Genomic DNA, 16858 nt, shown 5'->3' on the forward strand with positions numbered 1-16858 from the left:
GCCTCCGCCCACCGATAGGTTGCCCTTATGGCAGCAGGCGGAGGAGGCAGGATGGACGCGCGGCAGCTTCAGTACTTTCTCGCCATCGTGGAGCACGGCGGCTTCAGCAGGGCCGCCGCCGCGCTGCACGTGGCGCAGCCGTCGTTGTCGCAGGCCATGGCGAACCTGGAGGCGGACCTCGGGGTCTCGCTCTTCCACCGGATGGGCCGCGGCGTCGTCCTCAGCGAGGCCGGCGCCGAACTCCTCGAACCGAGCCGCCGCGTCCTCCGCGACCTCGCCGCCGTACGCGAACGGGCCGCCGCCCTCACCGGCCTCGGCAGCGGCACCGTGGAAGTCGCCACCATGCCCTCGCCCGGCATCGAGCCCATGACGACGCTGATCCACCGCTTCGCCCAGCTGCACCCCGACGTCACCGTCACCACCCGCGCCGCCTTCACCCCCGAGGAGACCGTCGAACTGGTCCGCAGCGGCGCCTGCGAGCTGGGGCTGCTCGGCGCCGACAAGCCGGTGAGCGCGCCCGGCATCGACATCCTGGCCATCGAGGAGCAGCCGTTCGTGGTCGTCGGCGCGGCCGACGGGCCCTTCGCCGACGGCGCCGCCCTGCACCCCCAGGACCTGGCAGGACACAAGCTGATCGCGTCCCGGCCCGGCAGCCTCATGCGCAGCATCGTCGACGACATCACCGCCCGCGGCGGCGACACCGAGATCGTCGCCGTCGTCGACCACCGCACCTCGATCCTCCCGCTGGTGCTCACGGGCGTCGGCGTCGCCGTGCTGCCCGCCGCCTGGACCCGGCTCGCCCGCCGCTGCGGCCTCGCGGTCGCCTCGCTCGTGCCGACGACCCATCTGCACGTCGCCATGATCAGCCTGCCCGCACACCTCACCCCCGGCGCGCGGGCCTTCCTGGAACTGACGCGATCCCTCGCCGAACGCAGGGCACGGACCCCGTCGGCGTAGACCCGCGCCGCCGGCACGGCACCCATCGGACGCGCCTATGAGTCGCATCGGAAGCATGTCTTGGACGCTCCGCGCGGCGACCTGTTGACTCGGGATCACATCAACCACCGCCCGGCCAGGCTCCCTTGAGCACGGGCGTGTCCCGTCTCCCCTGGAGGTCCCCGTGTCCGAGCTGCGCACCTTCCGTATCGCCGCCATCCCCGCCGACGGGGTCGGCACCGAGGTCGTGGCGGCGGGCCGCGCCGTCCTCGACGCCCTCGCCGCGGGCTCCGACGGCGCGTTCGCCTTCGACTGGGAGGAGTTCGACTGGGGCTGCGACTACTACGCCCGTACGGGGAAGATGATGGCCGACGACGGCCTGGAGCGGCTCAAGGACTTCGACGCCATCTACTTCGGCGCCGTCGGCTGGCCCTCCGTCCCCGACGACGTCAGCCTGTGGGGCCTGCGCCTCAAGATCTGCCAGAACTTCGACCAGTGGGCCAACGTCCGCCCGGTGCACTTCCTGCCCGGCGTGGTCAGCCCGCTGCGCAAGGCCGACGACACCGAACTCGACTGGGTCGTCGTCCGCGAGAACAGCGAGGGCGAGTACGCCGGTCTCGGCGGCCGCAACCTGTCCGGGCGCGGCGAGGGCGGCGAAGTGGCCGTGCAGTCCTCGCTGTTCACCGAGGTGGGCTGCGAGCGCATCATCCGCTTCGCCTTCGACCTGGCCCGCACCCGCACGCGCCGCAAGGTGTCCTCGGTGACCAAGTCCAACGCGCAGCAGTACGGAATGGTGCTGTGGGACGACGTGTTCAAGCGCGTCGCCGCCGAGTACCCCGACGTGGAGACCGAGAGCGTGCTGGTCGACGCGATGTCGGCGAAGTTCGTGCTCAAGCCCGAGGACCTGTCGGTGGTCGTGGCCTCGAACCTCAACGCCGACATCCTGTCCGACCTGGGCAGCGCCCTGGCCGGCAGCCTCGGCCTCGCCGCCAGCGCCAACCTCAACCCCGAGCGGCGCTTCCCGAGCATGTTCGAGCCGGTGCACGGCTCGGCGCCCGACATCGCCGGGCAGGGCCTGGCCAACCCGATCGGCGCGGTCGGCAGCGCCGCGCTGATGATGGAGCACTTCGGCCTGCCCGACCAGGCCGCCCGCCTCGACAAGGCCATCGAGACCGTCACCGGCTCCGGCATCCTCACCCGCGACGTCGGCGGCACGGCCACCACCGACGACGTCACCAAGGCGCTGATCGACGCGCTGGCCAACTGACCGCCTGGCCACAGCTGTTCCCGGCCGGTCATCGGGTCGCGCCGACCGACCGGGACGGCCGCTCCGCAGCGGCCACCCGTGGGCCGGCCCCCTTTCGCCGAGAGGGGACCGGCCCACGCCGACTCCTACCAACTCACCCCCGCCGCCACCGGCCGATGGTCGCTGCCGGTCGCGGGCAGCACCCACGAACGGTCCGCGGTGACACCCCGCACGAGGATCTGGTCGATCCGCACCACCGGGAAGTCCGCCGGATAACTGAAGCCGAAGCCGTCGCCCGCCTCGTCCTGGACCGAGCGCAACCGCGACGTGAGCCCGGCCAGCGCCCGGTCGTCCGTGCTGCCGTTCAGATCGCCGAGCAGCACGACCCGCTTGCTGTCCTCCGCCGCGATCGTCGCCGCCAGTGCCCGCGCGTTGCGGTCCCTGCTGTCCGTCCAGAAGCCACCGCGCGGCATCACGCGCACCGACCCCAGGTGCGCGACGTACACCGCGACCGGCCCTTCGTCCGTGGTGACGGTGGCCCGCAGCGCCCGGTTGGAGGGCAGCTTCTCGGCGGCCGACTTGGCGGCCCCGAGCGGTCCGGCGTCCATCGCCGTGTCCACCGGCTCGACGTCCGACAGCGGCAGTCTGCTCCACAGCCCGACCGTCCCCAGCACCGCGTGGTGCGGATACGTGTCGGCGAGCGCCTTCTCGTACGCGCCCCGGGCCTGCGCCGTGATCTCCTCGAGCGCGAGCACATCGGCTCCGGAGGCCGCCAGGGCGCGGGCCGTGCCCGCCGGATCGCGGTTGGCGGCGCCGACGTTGTGGGTGACGACGGTGAGGTCGCTGTCGGCCGCCTGCGCCTTGTCGCCGAGGACACCGCCGAACAGGCCGGTCCACGCCACGGCCGGCAGCAGCACCGCCACCACCGCGGAGGCCGACCGCCGCCACAGCGCACCGATGAGCAGCACCGGCACCAAGAGGCCGAACCACGGCAGAAACGTGTCCAGCAGGCTCCCGAGACCCCCGCGGTCCGGGACCCGTGCGTGCAGCAGAAGCAGCAGTCCGAGCAGCAGGGCGAGGGCCGCGAGCAGCCGGCCGCGCCGCCAGGGGCCGGGCCGGGAGAGGGCACGGAGCGACCGGCTCATGCGTGCGTGCTTGGTGTCGGTCATGTCCGCGTCCTCGGGTCCTCGGTGGGGTCGGCGTAGGGGGCCGGGCAGCCGTGGTCGGCGGCCTGGGGCCGGAGTTCGTAGTGCCAGGGCTCATTGACGTAGATCCGGCAGAGCCCGTACGCGGCGCCGTGCTCGGACAGCCACGACGTCGCGTCGGAGCGGCCGATGTCGACCGCGTCGCCCGACACGTGCGGGGACGTGTCGGCGGTGGCCACCCATCGGGCGGCCTCGGCCTCGGAGCCGTACCGGGAGACCGCCTCGGCGAGCAGCCGGTTCTGGTACTCGGGGGAGCGCCAGCCGCTGTTGACGTGGAACGTGACACCGTCGTCCGAGGCGTCCGTCGCCGCCCGGCGCAGGGCCGTGAGCAGGTCCGGGTCGAGCCTGCCGACGGCCGGGGTCCTGTCGTCGAAGACCGTCACGTCGTCGGGGACCACGCCGTCGGCCTCGCCGAGACGGTCCCGGTGGCGCGAGCCCATGGCATCGGGCACGGAGGCGACAGAAGGCGAAGGGGGCGCCTTCGTCGGCGGCGAGGCCGATGAGGACCTCGGCGACTGGAGGCCGACGACCGTGGCGATCACGGCCGCGGCGACGAGGAGGCCGACGGCGAGGAGCGCCGGACGCCTCCGGCGAGCCCTGGACGCGGGCGTCATTCCGCTGGTCACGGGTGTACGAGTCATGCCGCCAGTCAAGGCGGCGGGATGTTGCCACGGCGTCTGCGCTTTTCGATATGCCGCCGATACGTCGCGGCTCGTAGCGTGAGCGGCATGCGTGTGCTGATTGTGGAGGACGAGCGGTATCTGGCGGAGGCCGTGCGCGACGGGCTGCGCCTGGAGGCGATCGCCGCCGACGTCGCGGGGGACGGAGACACCGCCTGGGAGCTGTTGAACGTCAACACGTACGACATCGCCGTCCTCGACCGGGACGTCCCCGGGCCGAACGGGGACGAGATCGCCCGGCGCATCGTCGCGTCCGGCAGCGGCATGCCGATCCTCATGCTGACCGCCGCCGACCGCATCGACGACAAGGCCACCGGCTTCGAACTCGGCGCCGACGACTACCTGACCAAGCCGTTCGAGCTCCAGGAACTCGTGCTGAGGCTCCGCGCCCTCGACCGCAGGCGCGGCCACAGCAGACCGCCCGTGCGGGAGATCGCGGGCCTGCGCCTCGACCCGTTCCGCAGGGAGGTCTACCGGGACGGCCGGTTCGTGGCCCTGACCAGGAAGCAGTTCGCCGTGCTCGAAGTCCTCGTGGCGGCCGAGGGCGGCGTCGTCAGCGCAGAGGAACTCCTGGAGCGGGCCTGGGACGCGCACGCCGACCCCTTCACCAACGCCGTCCGCATCACCATGTCCGCCCTGCGCAAACGGCTCGGCGAACCCTGGATCATCGCCACCGTGCCGGGCGTCGGCTACCGCATCGACGCGCGCCCGCCGGGCGAGGGCAGGGACCGTGCCTAGGAAGCGCGGACTGAGCGTCCGCCTCAAGCTCACCCTGAGCTACGCCGGATTCCTCATGCTCGCCGGCGGTCTGCTGCTCGCCGCCGTGGGGTTCTTCTTCGTCCGCGAGGGGTGGCTGCAGACCAACGAGTACGGCGCCTGGCGCGTGAGTCCCGGCACCACCTTCGTCCGCGGATTCGCCCCGCTGGCGGCCGGGGTGATGGTGTTCCTGCTGGTCTTCGGCCTGCTGGGAGGGTGGCTCCTCGCCGGCCGCATGCTCGCCCCCTTGGACCGCATCACCGAAGCCACCCGCACGGCCGCGAACGGGTCGCTGTCCCACCGCATCCGGCTGCCCGGACGCCAGGACGAGTTCCGCGAGCTCGCCGACGCCTTCGACACCATGCTCACGCGCCTCGAAGCCCACGTCGCCGAACAGCGGCGCTTCGCCGCCAACGCCTCCCACGAGCTGCGCACCCCGCTCGCCGTGTCGAAGTCGCTCCTCGACGTGGCCCGCGCCGATCCGGACCGGAACACCGAGGAACTCGTCGACCGGCTCAGCGCCGTCAACACCCGCGCGATCGACCTCACCGAGTCCCTGCTCCTGCTCAGCCGCGCCGAACAGCGCGCCTTCACCCGCGAGGACGTCGACCTCTCCCTCCTGGCGGAGGAAGCCGTCGAGACGCTCCTCCCGCTCGCGGAGAAGAGCGGCGTCACCCTGGAGACCCGCGGCGACATAGCTCGCGCGTCCGGTTCGCAGCCCCTCCTGCTGCAACTGGCCTCCAACCTCGTGCACAACGCGATCGTCCACAACCTGCCCGAGCGGGGAACCGTTGTGATCACCACCGGCGTCCGCCCCGGCACGGCGGTGCTGACGGTCGAGAACACGGGCGAGACGTTGTCCCCCGACCTGGTCGCCACGCTCACCGAACCCTTCCAGCGCGGCACCGAACGCGTCCGCGCCGACCACCACGGTGTCGGCCTCGGACTCGCCATCGTCCAGTCCCTCACCCGCGCCCACGACGGCACCCTCACCCTCACCCCGCGCCCGTCCGGCGGCCTGCGCGTCACCGTCGAACTCCCGGCCGCCGCCGTGTGACCTCGGCCACCAGAATCCGCTCCCGCTCAAGGAACCCCAGGTCACCGTGTCATCATGCGATGACATCGCTTGATGACATGAACGGGAAATTCGTGCAGCCCTCCATACCAGCGTCCGCCCCCACCTCCGCTCCTCGGCTCCGTCACCCCCGCGCCCTCGTCCCGGTCCTGGTCGGCCTCGGCATGCTCGTCGCCGTCGTCAGCAGCCTCGGCGCGCCGCTCATCCCGACCATCGCCGCGGAGGACCACGTCGCCGTCTCCACCGCGCAGTGGGCGCTCACCGTCACGATGCTGGTCGGCGCCATCGCGACCCCCGTCATGGGACGGCTCGGCGACGGGCCGCACCGCAAGCGCGTCATCCTCTCGGGGCTCGGCGCCGTCTTCCTCGGCAGCTTGCTCGCCGCCCTGCCCCTCGGGTTCGCCTGCCTCCTCGTGGGCCGGGCGTTGCAGGGCGTCGGCATGGGACTCGTACCGCTGGCCATCGCCACCGCCCGCGACGCGCTGCCCCCGCACAAGGCACGCGGCGCGGTGACCACGCTGTCCCTCACCACCGCGGCGGGCATCGGCCTCGGCTACCCGATCACCGGCCTGTTCGCCGAATACCTGGGCATGTCCGCCGGGTTCTGGTTCGCCCTGGTCACCGCCGCCGTCGCGTTCCTCGCCACCCTGATCGTCGTGCCCAAGCCTCCGCACCGGCCCAGCACACCCATGGACTATCCGGGAGCACTGCTGCTCGCCGGCGGCATGGCCGCGCTGCTCCTCGCACTCGCGGAAGGGGAGCGGTGGGGCTGGGGCTCCGCGCCGCTCCTCGCCCTCGCGGTCGGCGCCGTGGTGCTGCTCGGCGGCTGGATCGCCCACTCGCTGCGCTCCACGCACCCCCTCGTCCGCGTCCGCCTCGTCAAGGACCGCGGCGTCCTCGTCGCCAACCTCACCACCATGGTCGGCGGCGTCGGCACCTACCTGCTGATCTCCCTCGTCACCCGGTACGTCCAGACCCCGGAGTCCGGCGGCTACGGCTTCGGCGCGTCCATCGTCGTCACCGGCCTGCTCCTCGTCCCGTTCTCCGCCGCCAGCCTCGTCACCGGACGCCTCGTACGCGCCATGGGGCGGGCCGCGACGCCCGCGCGGATGCTGCCGCTCGGCTGCCTGCTCTCGCTCGGCTCCCTCGTCTGCTTCCTGCTCGCCCGCTCCAGCCTCTGGGGCATCGGCGCGATGATGGCGCTCGCGGGACTCGGCGTCGGCGTCACCTTCGCCGTCACGCCCGGACTCATCGTCGGCGGCGTGCCCGCCGCGGAGACCGGCAGCGCCATGAGCTTCAATCAGGTCGTGAAGTACATCGGCTACTCGACAGGCAGCGCGCTCAGCGCCGTCGTCCTCCAGGCATCCACCGCCCCGGGCGCCGACCTGCCCACGAACGACGGCTACCGCAACGCGGGCCTCGTCGGCTGCGCCGCCTTCCTCGCCACGGGCGTCATCGCCGTGGCGCTCACCCGCCGCCACACCCGCCGCCCCTCCGTCGTCGCGGCCACCGCCCCCGCAGAGGCCCGTACCGAACCGAGCCGCACATGACCGGCGCGGCCGCCCCCGACCGCCGCCGCGACAGCGCCCGCAGCCGCGAGGCGCTGCTGCGGGCGGCGACGGAACTCTTCTCCGAGCGCGGCTACGACCGCACCACCATCCGCGAGATCGGCGAGCGCGCCGGCGTCGACGCCGCCCTCATCTCCCGCTACTTCGGCAGCAAGGCCCTCCTCTACGTCGCCGTGCTGCACGCCGAACACGGCGACACCGCACCCGACGACCTGCTCACCGAACCCCGGCTGCGGGAGGTCGCCGAACGCGCGGAGCGGCGCGGCCCCGTGCCGCTGCTGCGCGTCGCCGTGCAGTCCTCCACCGACCAGGCCGCCCAGGACGCGGCCCGCGCCGCCCTCCAGGCCCGGCTCGTCGAACCCCTCCGCGAGCGCTTCGCCCGCGAGGGCCGCGACCGGGCGGGGCTGCGCGCCGACGTCCTCGTCGCCTCCGTCGCGGGCGTGCTGCTCGCCCGGCACTCCGGCGCCTTCGACGACCTGGCCGACGCGGACCTCGACGAGGTCGTCGACGTACTCCTGGAGGCGTGGGGCGACGCCTGATCCGCGCGTCCCGCACCCCGGATCTCACCCGAACGGCGGTATCCAAACCGCCTCGCTCTGCGCGGACGGTCCGGCTACGTGAGCCTCACAAGTACCTGACCGTACGTTCGAGGTGGTGTGGAGATGCAGGAGATGCAGACCCGAGCTGTCATTTCGGAGTTTCTCGGCACGTTGCTGCTGGTGTTCTTCGCCGTCGGATCCGCCGTCCTCGGCGCGCAGTTCATCGGCGTCCTCGGCATCGCCCTCGCCTTCGGCTTCACGCTGCTCGCGCTCGCGTACGCCCTCGGCCCCATCTCCGGCTGCCACATCAACCCGGCCGTCACCCTCGGCATGCTGTGCGCCCGCCGCATCGACGTCGCCACCGCCATCCGCTACTGGATCGCCCAGTTCGTCGGCGGCATCGTCGGCGCCGCCCTGCTCTTCCTGCTCGCCAAGCAGGTGCCGGGCCTCAAGACCGACGGCGCGTTCGGCTCCAACGGCTGGGGCGACCGGTCCGACGTGCACATCAACATGGGCGGCGCGTTCCTCGCCGAGGTCGTCCTGACCTTCCTCCTCGTCTTCGTGGTCCTCGGCGTCACCCACCGGGTCGCGGTCGTCGGCTTCGACGGACTGCCCATCGGCATCGCCCTCGCCGTGATCCACCTCGTCGGCATCCCGCTCACCGGCACGTCCGTCAACCCGGCCCGCAGCCTCGGCCCGGCGCTCTTCGCCGGCGGCGACGCCCTCTCCCAGCTGTGGCTGTTCATCGTCGCGCCGCTGGTCGGCGGCGTGATCGCGGCCCTCGTCCACCAGCTCACCCACCCCGCGGGCGAGGAGCGCACCATCGCCGACGAGGCGTCCGCCGCCTGACGCGCGCACGGCGTGTGCCCGTGAAGATCACGGGTACCCGGCCCCGGCGGAGCAGGAGCGGCAGCACAGCGCCGGCCCCGACCGAAGGGAGTGGCCGTGAGCGACAAGGACCGGCTGCGGACCTACCGCGGCAAGCGGAACTTCGACTCCACCAGCGAGCCGTCCGGCGACGGCGGCTCGCCCCGCGGCGACGACGAGCCCGTGTTCGTCGTGCAGATCCACGACGCGAGCACCATGCACTTCGACTTCCGCCTGGAGGTCGACGGCGTGCTCAAGTCCTGGTCCGTGCCCAAGGGCCCCTCCACCGACCCGCACGACAAACGACTCGCCCTGCCCACCGAGGACCACCCCCTCGACTACCGCGACTTCGAAGGGGTGATCCCCGCGGACGAGTACGGCGGCGGCACCGTCATCGTGTGGGACCAGGGCACGTACACGCCCGCGAGCCACGACAAGAAGAAACGGCCCGTACCATTCGACGAGTCGCTGGAGAACGGGCACGCCACGTTCGACCTGCACGGCGAGAAGCTGCGCGGCCGCTACGCCCTCACCCGCTTCAAGGGCCGCGAGGAGAAGGCCACCTGGCTCCTCGTCCGCGAGGGCAGCGGCGGCAGCGGCGGCACCCCCGACCCGCGGCGCGCCCGCTCGGCCCGCACCGGCCGCACCCTGCGCCAGGTCGCCGACGACGCCGACGGCGGTGACACCGCATGACCGGACTCCTGGACACCCTCCCGGCCGAGCTCGAGAAGCGCGTCCACGACGCGAAACCCGGAGTCGAACTCGCGGCCTCGCCGATGCTCGCGACCCTCAGCGACCGCCGCGAGTTCGCCAAGGGCTGGATCTTCGAGCGCAAACTCGACGGCATCCGCGTCCTCGCCGTCCGCGAGAACGGCCGCACCACCCTGCGCTCCCGCTCGGGACGCCGGCTCGACGCCACGTACCCGGAGATCGTCGAAGCCCTCGACGCGCAGGACGCCGCCGACTTCACGATCGACGGCGAGATCGTCGCCTACGCGCACGGCCGCACCGACTTCTCCCGCCTCCAGCAGCGCATGGGCCTCACCCGGCCCGCCGACGTCGCCGCGAGCCCGGTCGCCGTGAAGTACTACGTCTTCGACCTGCTGCGCGTCGACGGCGCCGACGTGCGCCGCCTCCCGCTGCGCACCCGCAAGTCCCTGCTGCGCCGCACCGTCACCTTCACCGACCCGCTCCGCTTCAGCACCCACCGCAACGAAGGCGGCGCCGAACTCCTCGCCGACGCCTGCAAGCGCGGCTGGGAGGGCCTGATCGCCAAGCGGGCCGACAGCACGTACCAGCCGCGCCGGTCCGGCGACTGGCTGAAACTCAAGTGCGCGCACGGACAGGAGTTCGTCGTCGGCGGCTTCACCGAACCCACCGGCAGCCGAGAGGGCATCGGCGCCCTGCTCATCGGCTACTACGACGGCGACCGGCTGCGCTACGCGGGCAAGGTCGGCACCGGCTTCGACCGCCGCACCCTCCTAGCCCTGCGTCAACAGCTCGACGAACTCCAGCGGTCCCGCTCACCGTTCGCCGACCGCGTCGCCGAACGCACCCCGCACTGGGCGGAGCCCCGGCTCGTCGCACAGATCGAGTTCTCCGAATGGACCCGCGACGGCATGCTGCGCCACCCCCGCTACCAGGGCCTGCGGGACGACAAGGACCCCACCGACGTCGTCAGGGAGCACCCGTGACCAAGGCAAGCAACAAGAGCGTGATGCGCGACCTCCTCGACCACGAGGGCACCACCTACGCGGCCGAGGCCGGCATCCGCCTCAAGAACACCCCGCAACCCCTCTACCGCACGCTCGTCCTCGCGAGCCTGCTCAGCGCCCGCATCCGGGCCTCGGTCGCGGTCGCCACCACCCGCGCCCTGTACGACGCCGGGCTGCGCGACCCGCGCTCCATGGCCGACGCCACCTGGCAGCAGCGCGTCGACGCCCTCGGCGAGGGCGGCTACCGCCGCTACGACGAACGCACCGCCACCCAGCTCGGCGAGGGCGCCGAACTCCTCATCGACCGCTGGTCCGGGGACCTGCGCAAGCTCCGCGACGAGGCCGACGGCGACGAGAAGAAGGTCCGCTCCCTCCTCCGCGAGACCCCCGGCCTCGGCCCGACGGGCGCGGACATCTTCCTCCGCGAGGTCCAGGACACCTGGCCCGAGTACGCCCCCTACCTCGACGCGAAGACCCTCCAGGGCGCGGAACGCCTCGGCCTCCCCAAGAACCCGCGCACCCTGACGCGCCTCGCCGGCGACACCCCCCGAGCCGAACTCTCCGCGGCCCTCGTCCGCGCGGCCCTCGACAAGCACGTGGTGGAGGAGTGCCTGGAGCGGGCGGCCTGAGACCGGGAGGATCGAGAGGGCAGGGGGCATAGATACAAGCTTGTATCTATGCTGCTAGGGTCCAGGCATGTCTCGCACCCAGCCCCCACCGGCCAAACCCGCCTCCGCCGCCACCACCGTGTACGACGTCACCAAGGAGCTGATCCTCACCGGGGAGCTTCCCGGTGGGAGTCTCATCAGTGAGGGCGAGATCGCCGAGCGCGTACAGGTGAGCCGGACGCCCGTGCGCGAGGCGTTCCTGCGGCTCGAGTCGGAGGAGCTGCTGGCGCTGCATCCCAAGCGCGGCGCCGTCGTCGTGCCCGTGCCGCCGGGGGAGGCCGCCGACGTGCTGGAGATGCGGCAGGCCGTCGAGCAGGCCGCAGCCGAACGCATCGCCCGCGACGGCCTCGCGCCCGAGCACGAGGAGCGGCTGCGTGAACTCGTCGCGCGGCAGCGGGAGCTGGCGGCCGAAGGGGACGTCGCCGCGTTCGCCGTCGCGGACGAGGCCTTCCACCGCGGCGTCGTCGAGGCCTCGGGGAACGCCATCGCCGCCCGCTTCTACGGAACCCTCGGCGACCGCCAGCGCCGCATGAGCGTCTCCGCGCTCGGCCACCGCCCCGAGCGGCTCCCCGGCCTCGCCGACGAGCACGAGGCGCTGCTCGGCCACCTCGGCGCCAGGGACGGCGCCGCGTTCGCCGACACCCTGCGCGCCCACCTCGCCGCGACGCACGGCCCCCAGCACTGAACGACCCCCCCGCACCCGAAAGAGCCCTGCCCTCACGATGCTCGACACGCACACCACGCGGCAGGCGGCCCAGCCCGCCGCCGCGCCCGTCCGACCCGGCCAGTGGCGCACCGTCGCCGCCGCGATGTTCGTCTGCGGCTGGGGCGGCAACCAGTTCACGCCGCTCCTGCTCATGTACCGCGAACTCGGCGGCTACTCGACCCTCAGCGTCGACGCGTTCCTCGGCGCGTACGTCGTCGGCCTCGTGCCCGGACTGCTGCTCGCGGGACCGATATCGGACCGGCGCGGCCGGCGGCCCGTCATGATCGCCGGAACCCTCGCCTCCATCCTCGCCAGCCTCGTCCTCTGCTTCGGCGAGCAGAGCGCCTGGCCCATCTACGTCGGCCGCCTCATGACCGGCGTCGCCGTCGGCATCGCCATGGCCGTCGGCAGCAGCTGGGTCAAGGAACTGTCCACCGGAGCCGACAGCGGCGCCGCCGCCCGCCGCGCCTCCCTGTGCCAGACCGCCGGATTCGCCCTCGGCGCGGGCGTGGCCGGCGCCCTCGCCCAGTGGGGCCCCTGGCCGATGGTGACGCCGTACGTCGTCCACGTCCTGCTCACCGCCGCCGTCCCCGTGCTCCTGCTGCGCATCCCCGAGACGCGGGCCGCGGTCCGCTCCTCCGGCGCGCTGCTCCGCGCACTCGCCGCCGACCTGCGCGTCCCCGCCCCGGCCCGCCGCCGCTTCCGCTGGGTCGTGCTCCCGATGGCGCCGTGGGTGTTCGGCGCGGCCGGACTCGCCTACGCGGTGATGCCGCAGCTCGTCGACAACCGGGTCGGGCACTGGGGCCTCGCCTACGCCACCGGGCTCACCGTCCTGACCCTCGGCACCGGCGCCGCCGTCCAGCCGCTCGCCAAGAAGCTCGACAGCCGCAAGGGCCCGCGCAGCGGCCGAGCCCCGGTCGCCGCCATGTCCGTGATGCTGCTCGGCACCGTGCTGTGCGCCGTGAACTCCGCCGCCCTGTCCCCGTGGCTCGCCGCGGCGGCGGCCGTCGCGCTCGGCGCCGGGTACGGCATCGCCGTCGTCTCCGGGCTCCTGGAGATCCAGCGGATGGCGGGGCCCGACGACCTCGCGGGCCTGACCGGCGTCTACTACACCCTCGCCTACTCCGGGTTCCTGCTGCCGACCGTCCTCGCGACGCTGTCGGCGTGGCTGCCGTACTCGGTGATGCTGACCGCGATCGCCGTGGTCGCCCTCGCCTGCCTGGTGCTCGTCACCGTCGGGCGGCGCGCGACACCGGAGGTCAGCGCCCCGGCTCGTACGTGAGCTGCTTGACCTGGCGCACGAAGAGGGCGCTCTCGACGGACCGCACGCCGGAGAGCGCCCCGATGCCCTCGCTGAGATACGTGTAGAGCTCGCGGGAGTCGCGATGCACGGTCGCCGCGAACACCCCGGCCACCCCCGTCACCGCCGCCGCGAACCGCACCTCGGGATGGGCCGCGAGCGACTCGCCCACCTCGGCCAGGGCGGAAGGGGCGACGGTCAGCCACAGCGCCGCCATCACAGAACGCCCCAGCGGCTCGTGCGTGTGCTGCACGTCGAAGTAGAGGACCCCGCTCGACCGCAGCCGGTCCAGGCGCCGCTTGACCACCGACTCCGACTGCCCGGTCGCCGACTGGAGCTCGGTCAGCGCCACCCGGCCGTCGCGGCGCAGCAGCGCGAGGAGTGTCTCGTCGACGTCGTCGAGCGCCGGGGGAGGGGCGGCCGGTTCCGCGGCAGGCACCCGCAGCGCCGCCTCCTGCTCCGCGTCCAGCGCGTTGATCTTGTTGAGCCAGCCGACCGGACCCCCGTAGAACGGGTGCAGGACGCACTGCGCCGACGCCGACGTGACGAGCGGTGTGCGCTGGAGGCGGGCGAGGATCGGCTCGTCCTCCTGGCCGCCGCGCGGCTTGATCGAGCACAGCACCTCCGTGCCGCCCGACAGCAGCCCCACGTACGACGTGTCGGGGCGCCGCGCGAGGGCGCCCGCCAGCTGCTCGGCGCCGTCCGGTGCGCAGCTCAGCCGGACCAGCCAGCTGCTGCGCCCCAGCAGCGCGTCGTCGGTGACCCCGATGACGCGCAGGCCGACACTCCCGCGCAGCCGACGGAAGCGGCGTGCCACCGTCTGGTCGGACACCCCGAGCACGCCCGCGATCCGGCTGAACGGCGCCCGCCCGTCGAGCTGCAACGCCTGCAACAACTGCAGGTCGAGTGCGTCGAGCACGTGCGGCTCCGGGGGCGTGGGCGTGACGGGTGGGCGTACGCGTGATCGTAAAGGAGCAAGCGGCGTCGGGAGACATCGGCACCGGCGGACAAGCGACGAGCCCGGGACCGCGTCAGGCGGTCCCGGGCTCACTGCGTCCGACGGCTCAGGCGTGCGGGTGCGCCAGATCCAGGTCGAGGTCGTCCACCGCGCGGCCGTTCACCGACACCGAACGGGCCGAGGCCGGATAGCCGCTCGCGACCAGCGAGTACTCGCCCGCGTCCAGGTCACCGAAGGCGTACGCGCCGTCGGAGCCGGTGGTCGAGGTGCCCACCACGTTCCCCGCCGCGTCCAACAAGGTGACGCGCGCGTCGGACAGCGGCCGCAGCCCCGCCTTCGTACGGATCTGCCCCTGGAGGCGGACACCGGGCCGCAGCGCGATGTCCGGCTGGACGGTCGCGGACTTCGCGGCCCGCGCCGCGACGGCGGTCGGCCGGAAGCCGTCGGCGGTCACCGAGATGGTGATCTCGCCCTCGGCGACGTCCCCGAACGCGTAGTGCCCGGTGTCGTCGGTGACACCGGTCGCCAGGACGTCGCCGCGCGCGTCGGTCACCGTGACGACGGCGTGCGCGACGGGTCGGGTGTCGTCGGCGCCGACGACCCTGCCGGTGAGGCTGCCCGCGCCGGACAGCAGGACGTCGTGCGCGGCGGAACCGTCGCCGAGCATCAGGTTCGAGGCGTGCGGGTGGTGGCCGTCCGCCGTCGTGATCAGGACATGGGCGCCGGGGCCGGGGACGGCCACGCGGTACCGCCCGTCGGAGCCGGCCACCGCGCGGGCGAGCTGCTGACCGGTGGGGGAGATGAGGGTGAGCACGGCGCCCGCCAGGCCCGCGCCCGTCGCGTCGCGGACGGTGCCGGACAGGGCGGGCTCGTCGGCGTGTTCCGCCGCACGGGCCTCGACGGACTCCGCGGGCCGCGGCGCGGCCACGACGGGCTTGGGACGCCGCAGCAGCACCACACCCACCAGCGCCGCGAGCACCGCCAGCGAACCCGCCACGATCAGGCACAGCTGCATCCCGTCGAGGAACGACTCCGACAGCGCACCGAGCGCACGGCCACGGCCCGCCCCGAGGTCCAGCTGGGCGACCGCCCCGAGCCCCTGTGCCTCCGCGGCGCCCACGATCCGCTCCGCCGTCGCCCCGGTGACCCCGGCGTCCGCCAGATGCCCCGACAGCGCGCCGGTGGACTTCGACGTGAGCAGCGCCCCGAGGATGGCGGGGCCGAGTGCGCCGCCCACCTGCCGCAGCGCGTTGTTGCCCGCGGCGGCCATGCCCGCGAGGTGGTGCGGCACCGACGACACCGCGGTCGCCGTCATCGGGGTGACGACCAGGCCCATGCCGAGCCCCAGCAGCGCGAGCCGCCACGCCATCGGCCCGAACGAGGTGTCGGCCGTCAGCGACGTCAGCGCGAACAGCGCGCCCGCCGCGCACAGCAGACCGACGGTGATCAGGACGCGCGGCGAGACCCGGTGCATGATCCGCCCGGCCACGGGACCGACGAAGAAGCAGACTCCGGTCACCATCAGCAGCCGGTACCCGGCCTCCAGCGTCCCGAGCTGCTGCACCATCCCGAAGTAGAGGCTGAGCACGAAGAAGAAGCCGATGAGGCCCATGAACGTGATCATCGCGATCACCGTCGTCGCGCTGAACCCGGCGCTGCGGAACAGCTTCAGATCCAGCATCGGGCTCGCGCTGCGCAGTTCGAACACGACGAAGGCGATCAGGCCCATCACGGCGAGCCCCAGCGCCACCAGCACCCGGGTGTCCGAGAACGATCCGGCGCCGCCCTCGATCACCCCGTACACGAGCGCCGTGATCGCGACCGTCGCGGTGATCTGCCCCGGCCAGTCGAGCGCGCGGGCGTGCGGGGCGCGCGAGTCCTTCACGAGCACGGCCGCGACGACCATCGCGAGCAGCGCCACCGGAATCGACGGCAGGTAGATCCACCGCCAGTCCGCGTGGTCGAGGATCACACCCGAGATGAGCGGCCCCACGGCCAGCGCGCCCATCAGCGACGACGCCCACAGGCCCACGAACTTGCCGCGCTCACGCGGATCGGGCACCGCCTGGCTGATCATCGCCAGCGTCGTCGGCAGCAGCGCCGCCGCGCCGATCCCGGCCAGCGCCTGACCGGCCCACACCACCTCGATCGACTGCGCGCACAGCGCCGTCGCCGCGCCCACGGCGGTGAACACCAGACCCGCCTGGTACACCTTCTTGCGCCCGTGCACATCGCCGAACACGCCCGCCGTCAGGATCAGCGCCGCCATCGGCAGCACGAAGGCGTCCGACACCCACGACAGTTCGGACGTCGACGCGCCGAGCGCCCGCTGGATCGCCGGAAGACTCACCGACACGGAGGTCACCGGCAGATAGGCGACGAACACCCCGACACAGGCCATGACGAGGGTGACGGCCCGCCGCTCCTGTGTTCCGTTCGCCGTTGTCGCCACGTTCACGAAAACCCTCTCCTGCGGCGCCGCGCGCCGCGCTCGACTCACCCGACCGGTGCACTGTCCGTCCTCGGGCGGCATCGAGGCCAGCCAGGGTCGCCGAACCCCGGAAAACCGATGCCGACGTGGCCGGATTCCCGGATTTCCGACAGGTACGCGTACGGCCCCCGGCGGTGGGTCGCCGGGG

At 73.1% G+C, this 16858-nt stretch carries 16 protein-coding genes; 12 read left to right on the forward strand and 4 right to left on the reverse strand.

The window, feature by feature from the left end; all coding sequences use genetic code 11:
* Positions 1-51: 51 nt before the first annotated feature.
* Complete coding sequence (locus tag ACTWJ8_RS39325) at positions 52-957, forward strand: LysR family transcriptional regulator (protein ID WP_356385118.1); 906 nt, start codon at positions 52-54, stop codon at positions 955-957.
* A 163-nt stretch (positions 958-1120) separates the two neighbouring features.
* Positions 1121-2203, forward strand: coding sequence for a tartrate dehydrogenase (locus tag ACTWJ8_RS39330; protein WP_356385121.1), 1083 nt, complete (start codon positions 1121-1123; stop codon positions 2201-2203).
* A 125-nt stretch (positions 2204-2328) separates the two neighbouring features.
* Here the strand turns inward: ACTWJ8_RS39330 and ACTWJ8_RS39335 are convergent, their stop codons facing one another.
* Positions 2329-3327 carry an endonuclease/exonuclease/phosphatase family protein gene (locus ACTWJ8_RS39335; RefSeq protein WP_443265130.1) on the reverse strand — a complete coding sequence of 333 codons (999 nt, stop codon included), beginning with the start codon at positions 3325-3327 and terminating at the stop codon, positions 2329-2331.
* Positions 3328-3347: 20 nt separating this feature from the next.
* On the reverse strand, positions 3348-4028 hold the full coding sequence (locus ACTWJ8_RS39340; RefSeq protein WP_443262194.1) for a M15 family metallopeptidase: 681 nt from the start codon (positions 4026-4028) through the stop codon (positions 3348-3350).
* Positions 4029-4115: 87 nt separating this feature from the next.
* Between ACTWJ8_RS39340 and ACTWJ8_RS39345 the strand changes: the two genes are divergently transcribed.
* From ACTWJ8_RS39345 to ACTWJ8_RS39390, 10 genes are all read left to right on the forward strand, one after another.
* Positions 4116-4805, forward strand: a complete 690-nt coding sequence (locus ACTWJ8_RS39345; RefSeq protein ID WP_356385130.1) for a response regulator transcription factor — start codon at positions 4116-4118, stop codon at positions 4803-4805.
* The gene (locus ACTWJ8_RS39350; protein WP_443262195.1) at positions 4798-5880 is read left to right on the forward strand and encodes a sensor histidine kinase; all 1083 of its coding nucleotides are present in this window, start codon (positions 4798-4800) and stop codon (positions 5878-5880) included. Before ACTWJ8_RS39345 ends, ACTWJ8_RS39350 begins: the two co-directional genes overlap by 8 nt.
* A gap of 59 nt (positions 5881-5939) precedes the next feature.
* Positions 5940-7448 (forward strand): MFS transporter, encoded by a 1509-nt coding sequence (locus ACTWJ8_RS39355; RefSeq protein ID WP_443262196.1) that lies wholly within the window; start codon positions 5940-5942, stop codon positions 7446-7448.
* The gene (locus ACTWJ8_RS39360; protein ID WP_443262197.1) at positions 7445-8005 is read left to right on the forward strand and encodes a helix-turn-helix domain-containing protein; all 561 of its coding nucleotides are present in this window, start codon (positions 7445-7447) and stop codon (positions 8003-8005) included. The genes ACTWJ8_RS39355 and ACTWJ8_RS39360 overlap by 4 nt, the downstream gene beginning before the upstream one ends.
* Before the next feature lie 132 nt (positions 8006-8137).
* Positions 8138-8854, forward strand: a complete 717-nt coding sequence (locus tag ACTWJ8_RS39365; RefSeq protein WP_443262198.1) for an MIP family channel protein — start codon at positions 8138-8140, stop codon at positions 8852-8854.
* Between the two features lie 96 nt (positions 8855-8950).
* Positions 8951-9565 carry a DNA polymerase ligase N-terminal domain-containing protein gene (locus tag ACTWJ8_RS39370; protein ID WP_443262199.1) on the forward strand — a complete coding sequence of 205 codons (615 nt, stop codon included), beginning with the start codon at positions 8951-8953 and terminating at the stop codon, positions 9563-9565.
* A complete protein-coding gene (gene ligD / locus ACTWJ8_RS39375; RefSeq protein WP_356385146.1) occupies positions 9562-10566 on the forward strand; it encodes a non-homologous end-joining DNA ligase in 1005 nt (334 codons plus the stop codon). Before ACTWJ8_RS39370 ends, ligD begins: the two co-directional genes overlap by 4 nt.
* Positions 10567-10589: 23 nt before the next feature.
* The gene (locus ACTWJ8_RS39380; protein ID WP_443265132.1) at positions 10590-11216 is read left to right on the forward strand and encodes an endonuclease; all 627 of its coding nucleotides are present in this window, start codon (positions 10590-10592) and stop codon (positions 11214-11216) included.
* 67 nt (positions 11217-11283) lie between these two features.
* Positions 11284-11940 carry a GntR family transcriptional regulator gene (locus ACTWJ8_RS39385; protein ID WP_443262200.1) on the forward strand — a complete coding sequence of 219 codons (657 nt, stop codon included), beginning with the start codon at positions 11284-11286 and terminating at the stop codon, positions 11938-11940.
* A gap of 37 nt (positions 11941-11977) precedes the next feature.
* Entirely contained in the window at positions 11978-13243 is a 1266-nt protein-coding gene (locus ACTWJ8_RS39390; RefSeq protein WP_356385152.1) for an MFS transporter, read from the forward strand.
* On the opposite strand, the gene ACTWJ8_RS39395 is transcribed toward ACTWJ8_RS39390, so the two are convergent.
* Together ACTWJ8_RS39395 and ACTWJ8_RS39400 are read right to left on the reverse strand one after the other, a co-directional pair.
* A complete protein-coding gene (locus tag ACTWJ8_RS39395; RefSeq protein ID WP_356385155.1) occupies positions 13221-14180 on the reverse strand; it encodes an Lrp/AsnC family transcriptional regulator in 960 nt (319 codons plus the stop codon). The genes ACTWJ8_RS39390 and ACTWJ8_RS39395 overlap by 23 nt on opposite strands.
* Before the next feature lie 145 nt (positions 14181-14325).
* Positions 14326-16620 (reverse strand): DHA2 family efflux MFS transporter permease subunit, encoded by a 2295-nt coding sequence (locus ACTWJ8_RS39400; protein WP_443265134.1) that lies wholly within the window; start codon positions 16618-16620, stop codon positions 14326-14328.
* Between the last annotated feature and the right edge of the window lie 238 nt (positions 16621-16858).

Source organism: Streptomyces sp. SDT5-1 (genome assembly GCF_052245995.1).
Taxonomy (GTDB): domain Bacteria; phylum Actinomycetota; class Actinomycetes; order Streptomycetales; family Streptomycetaceae; genus Streptomyces.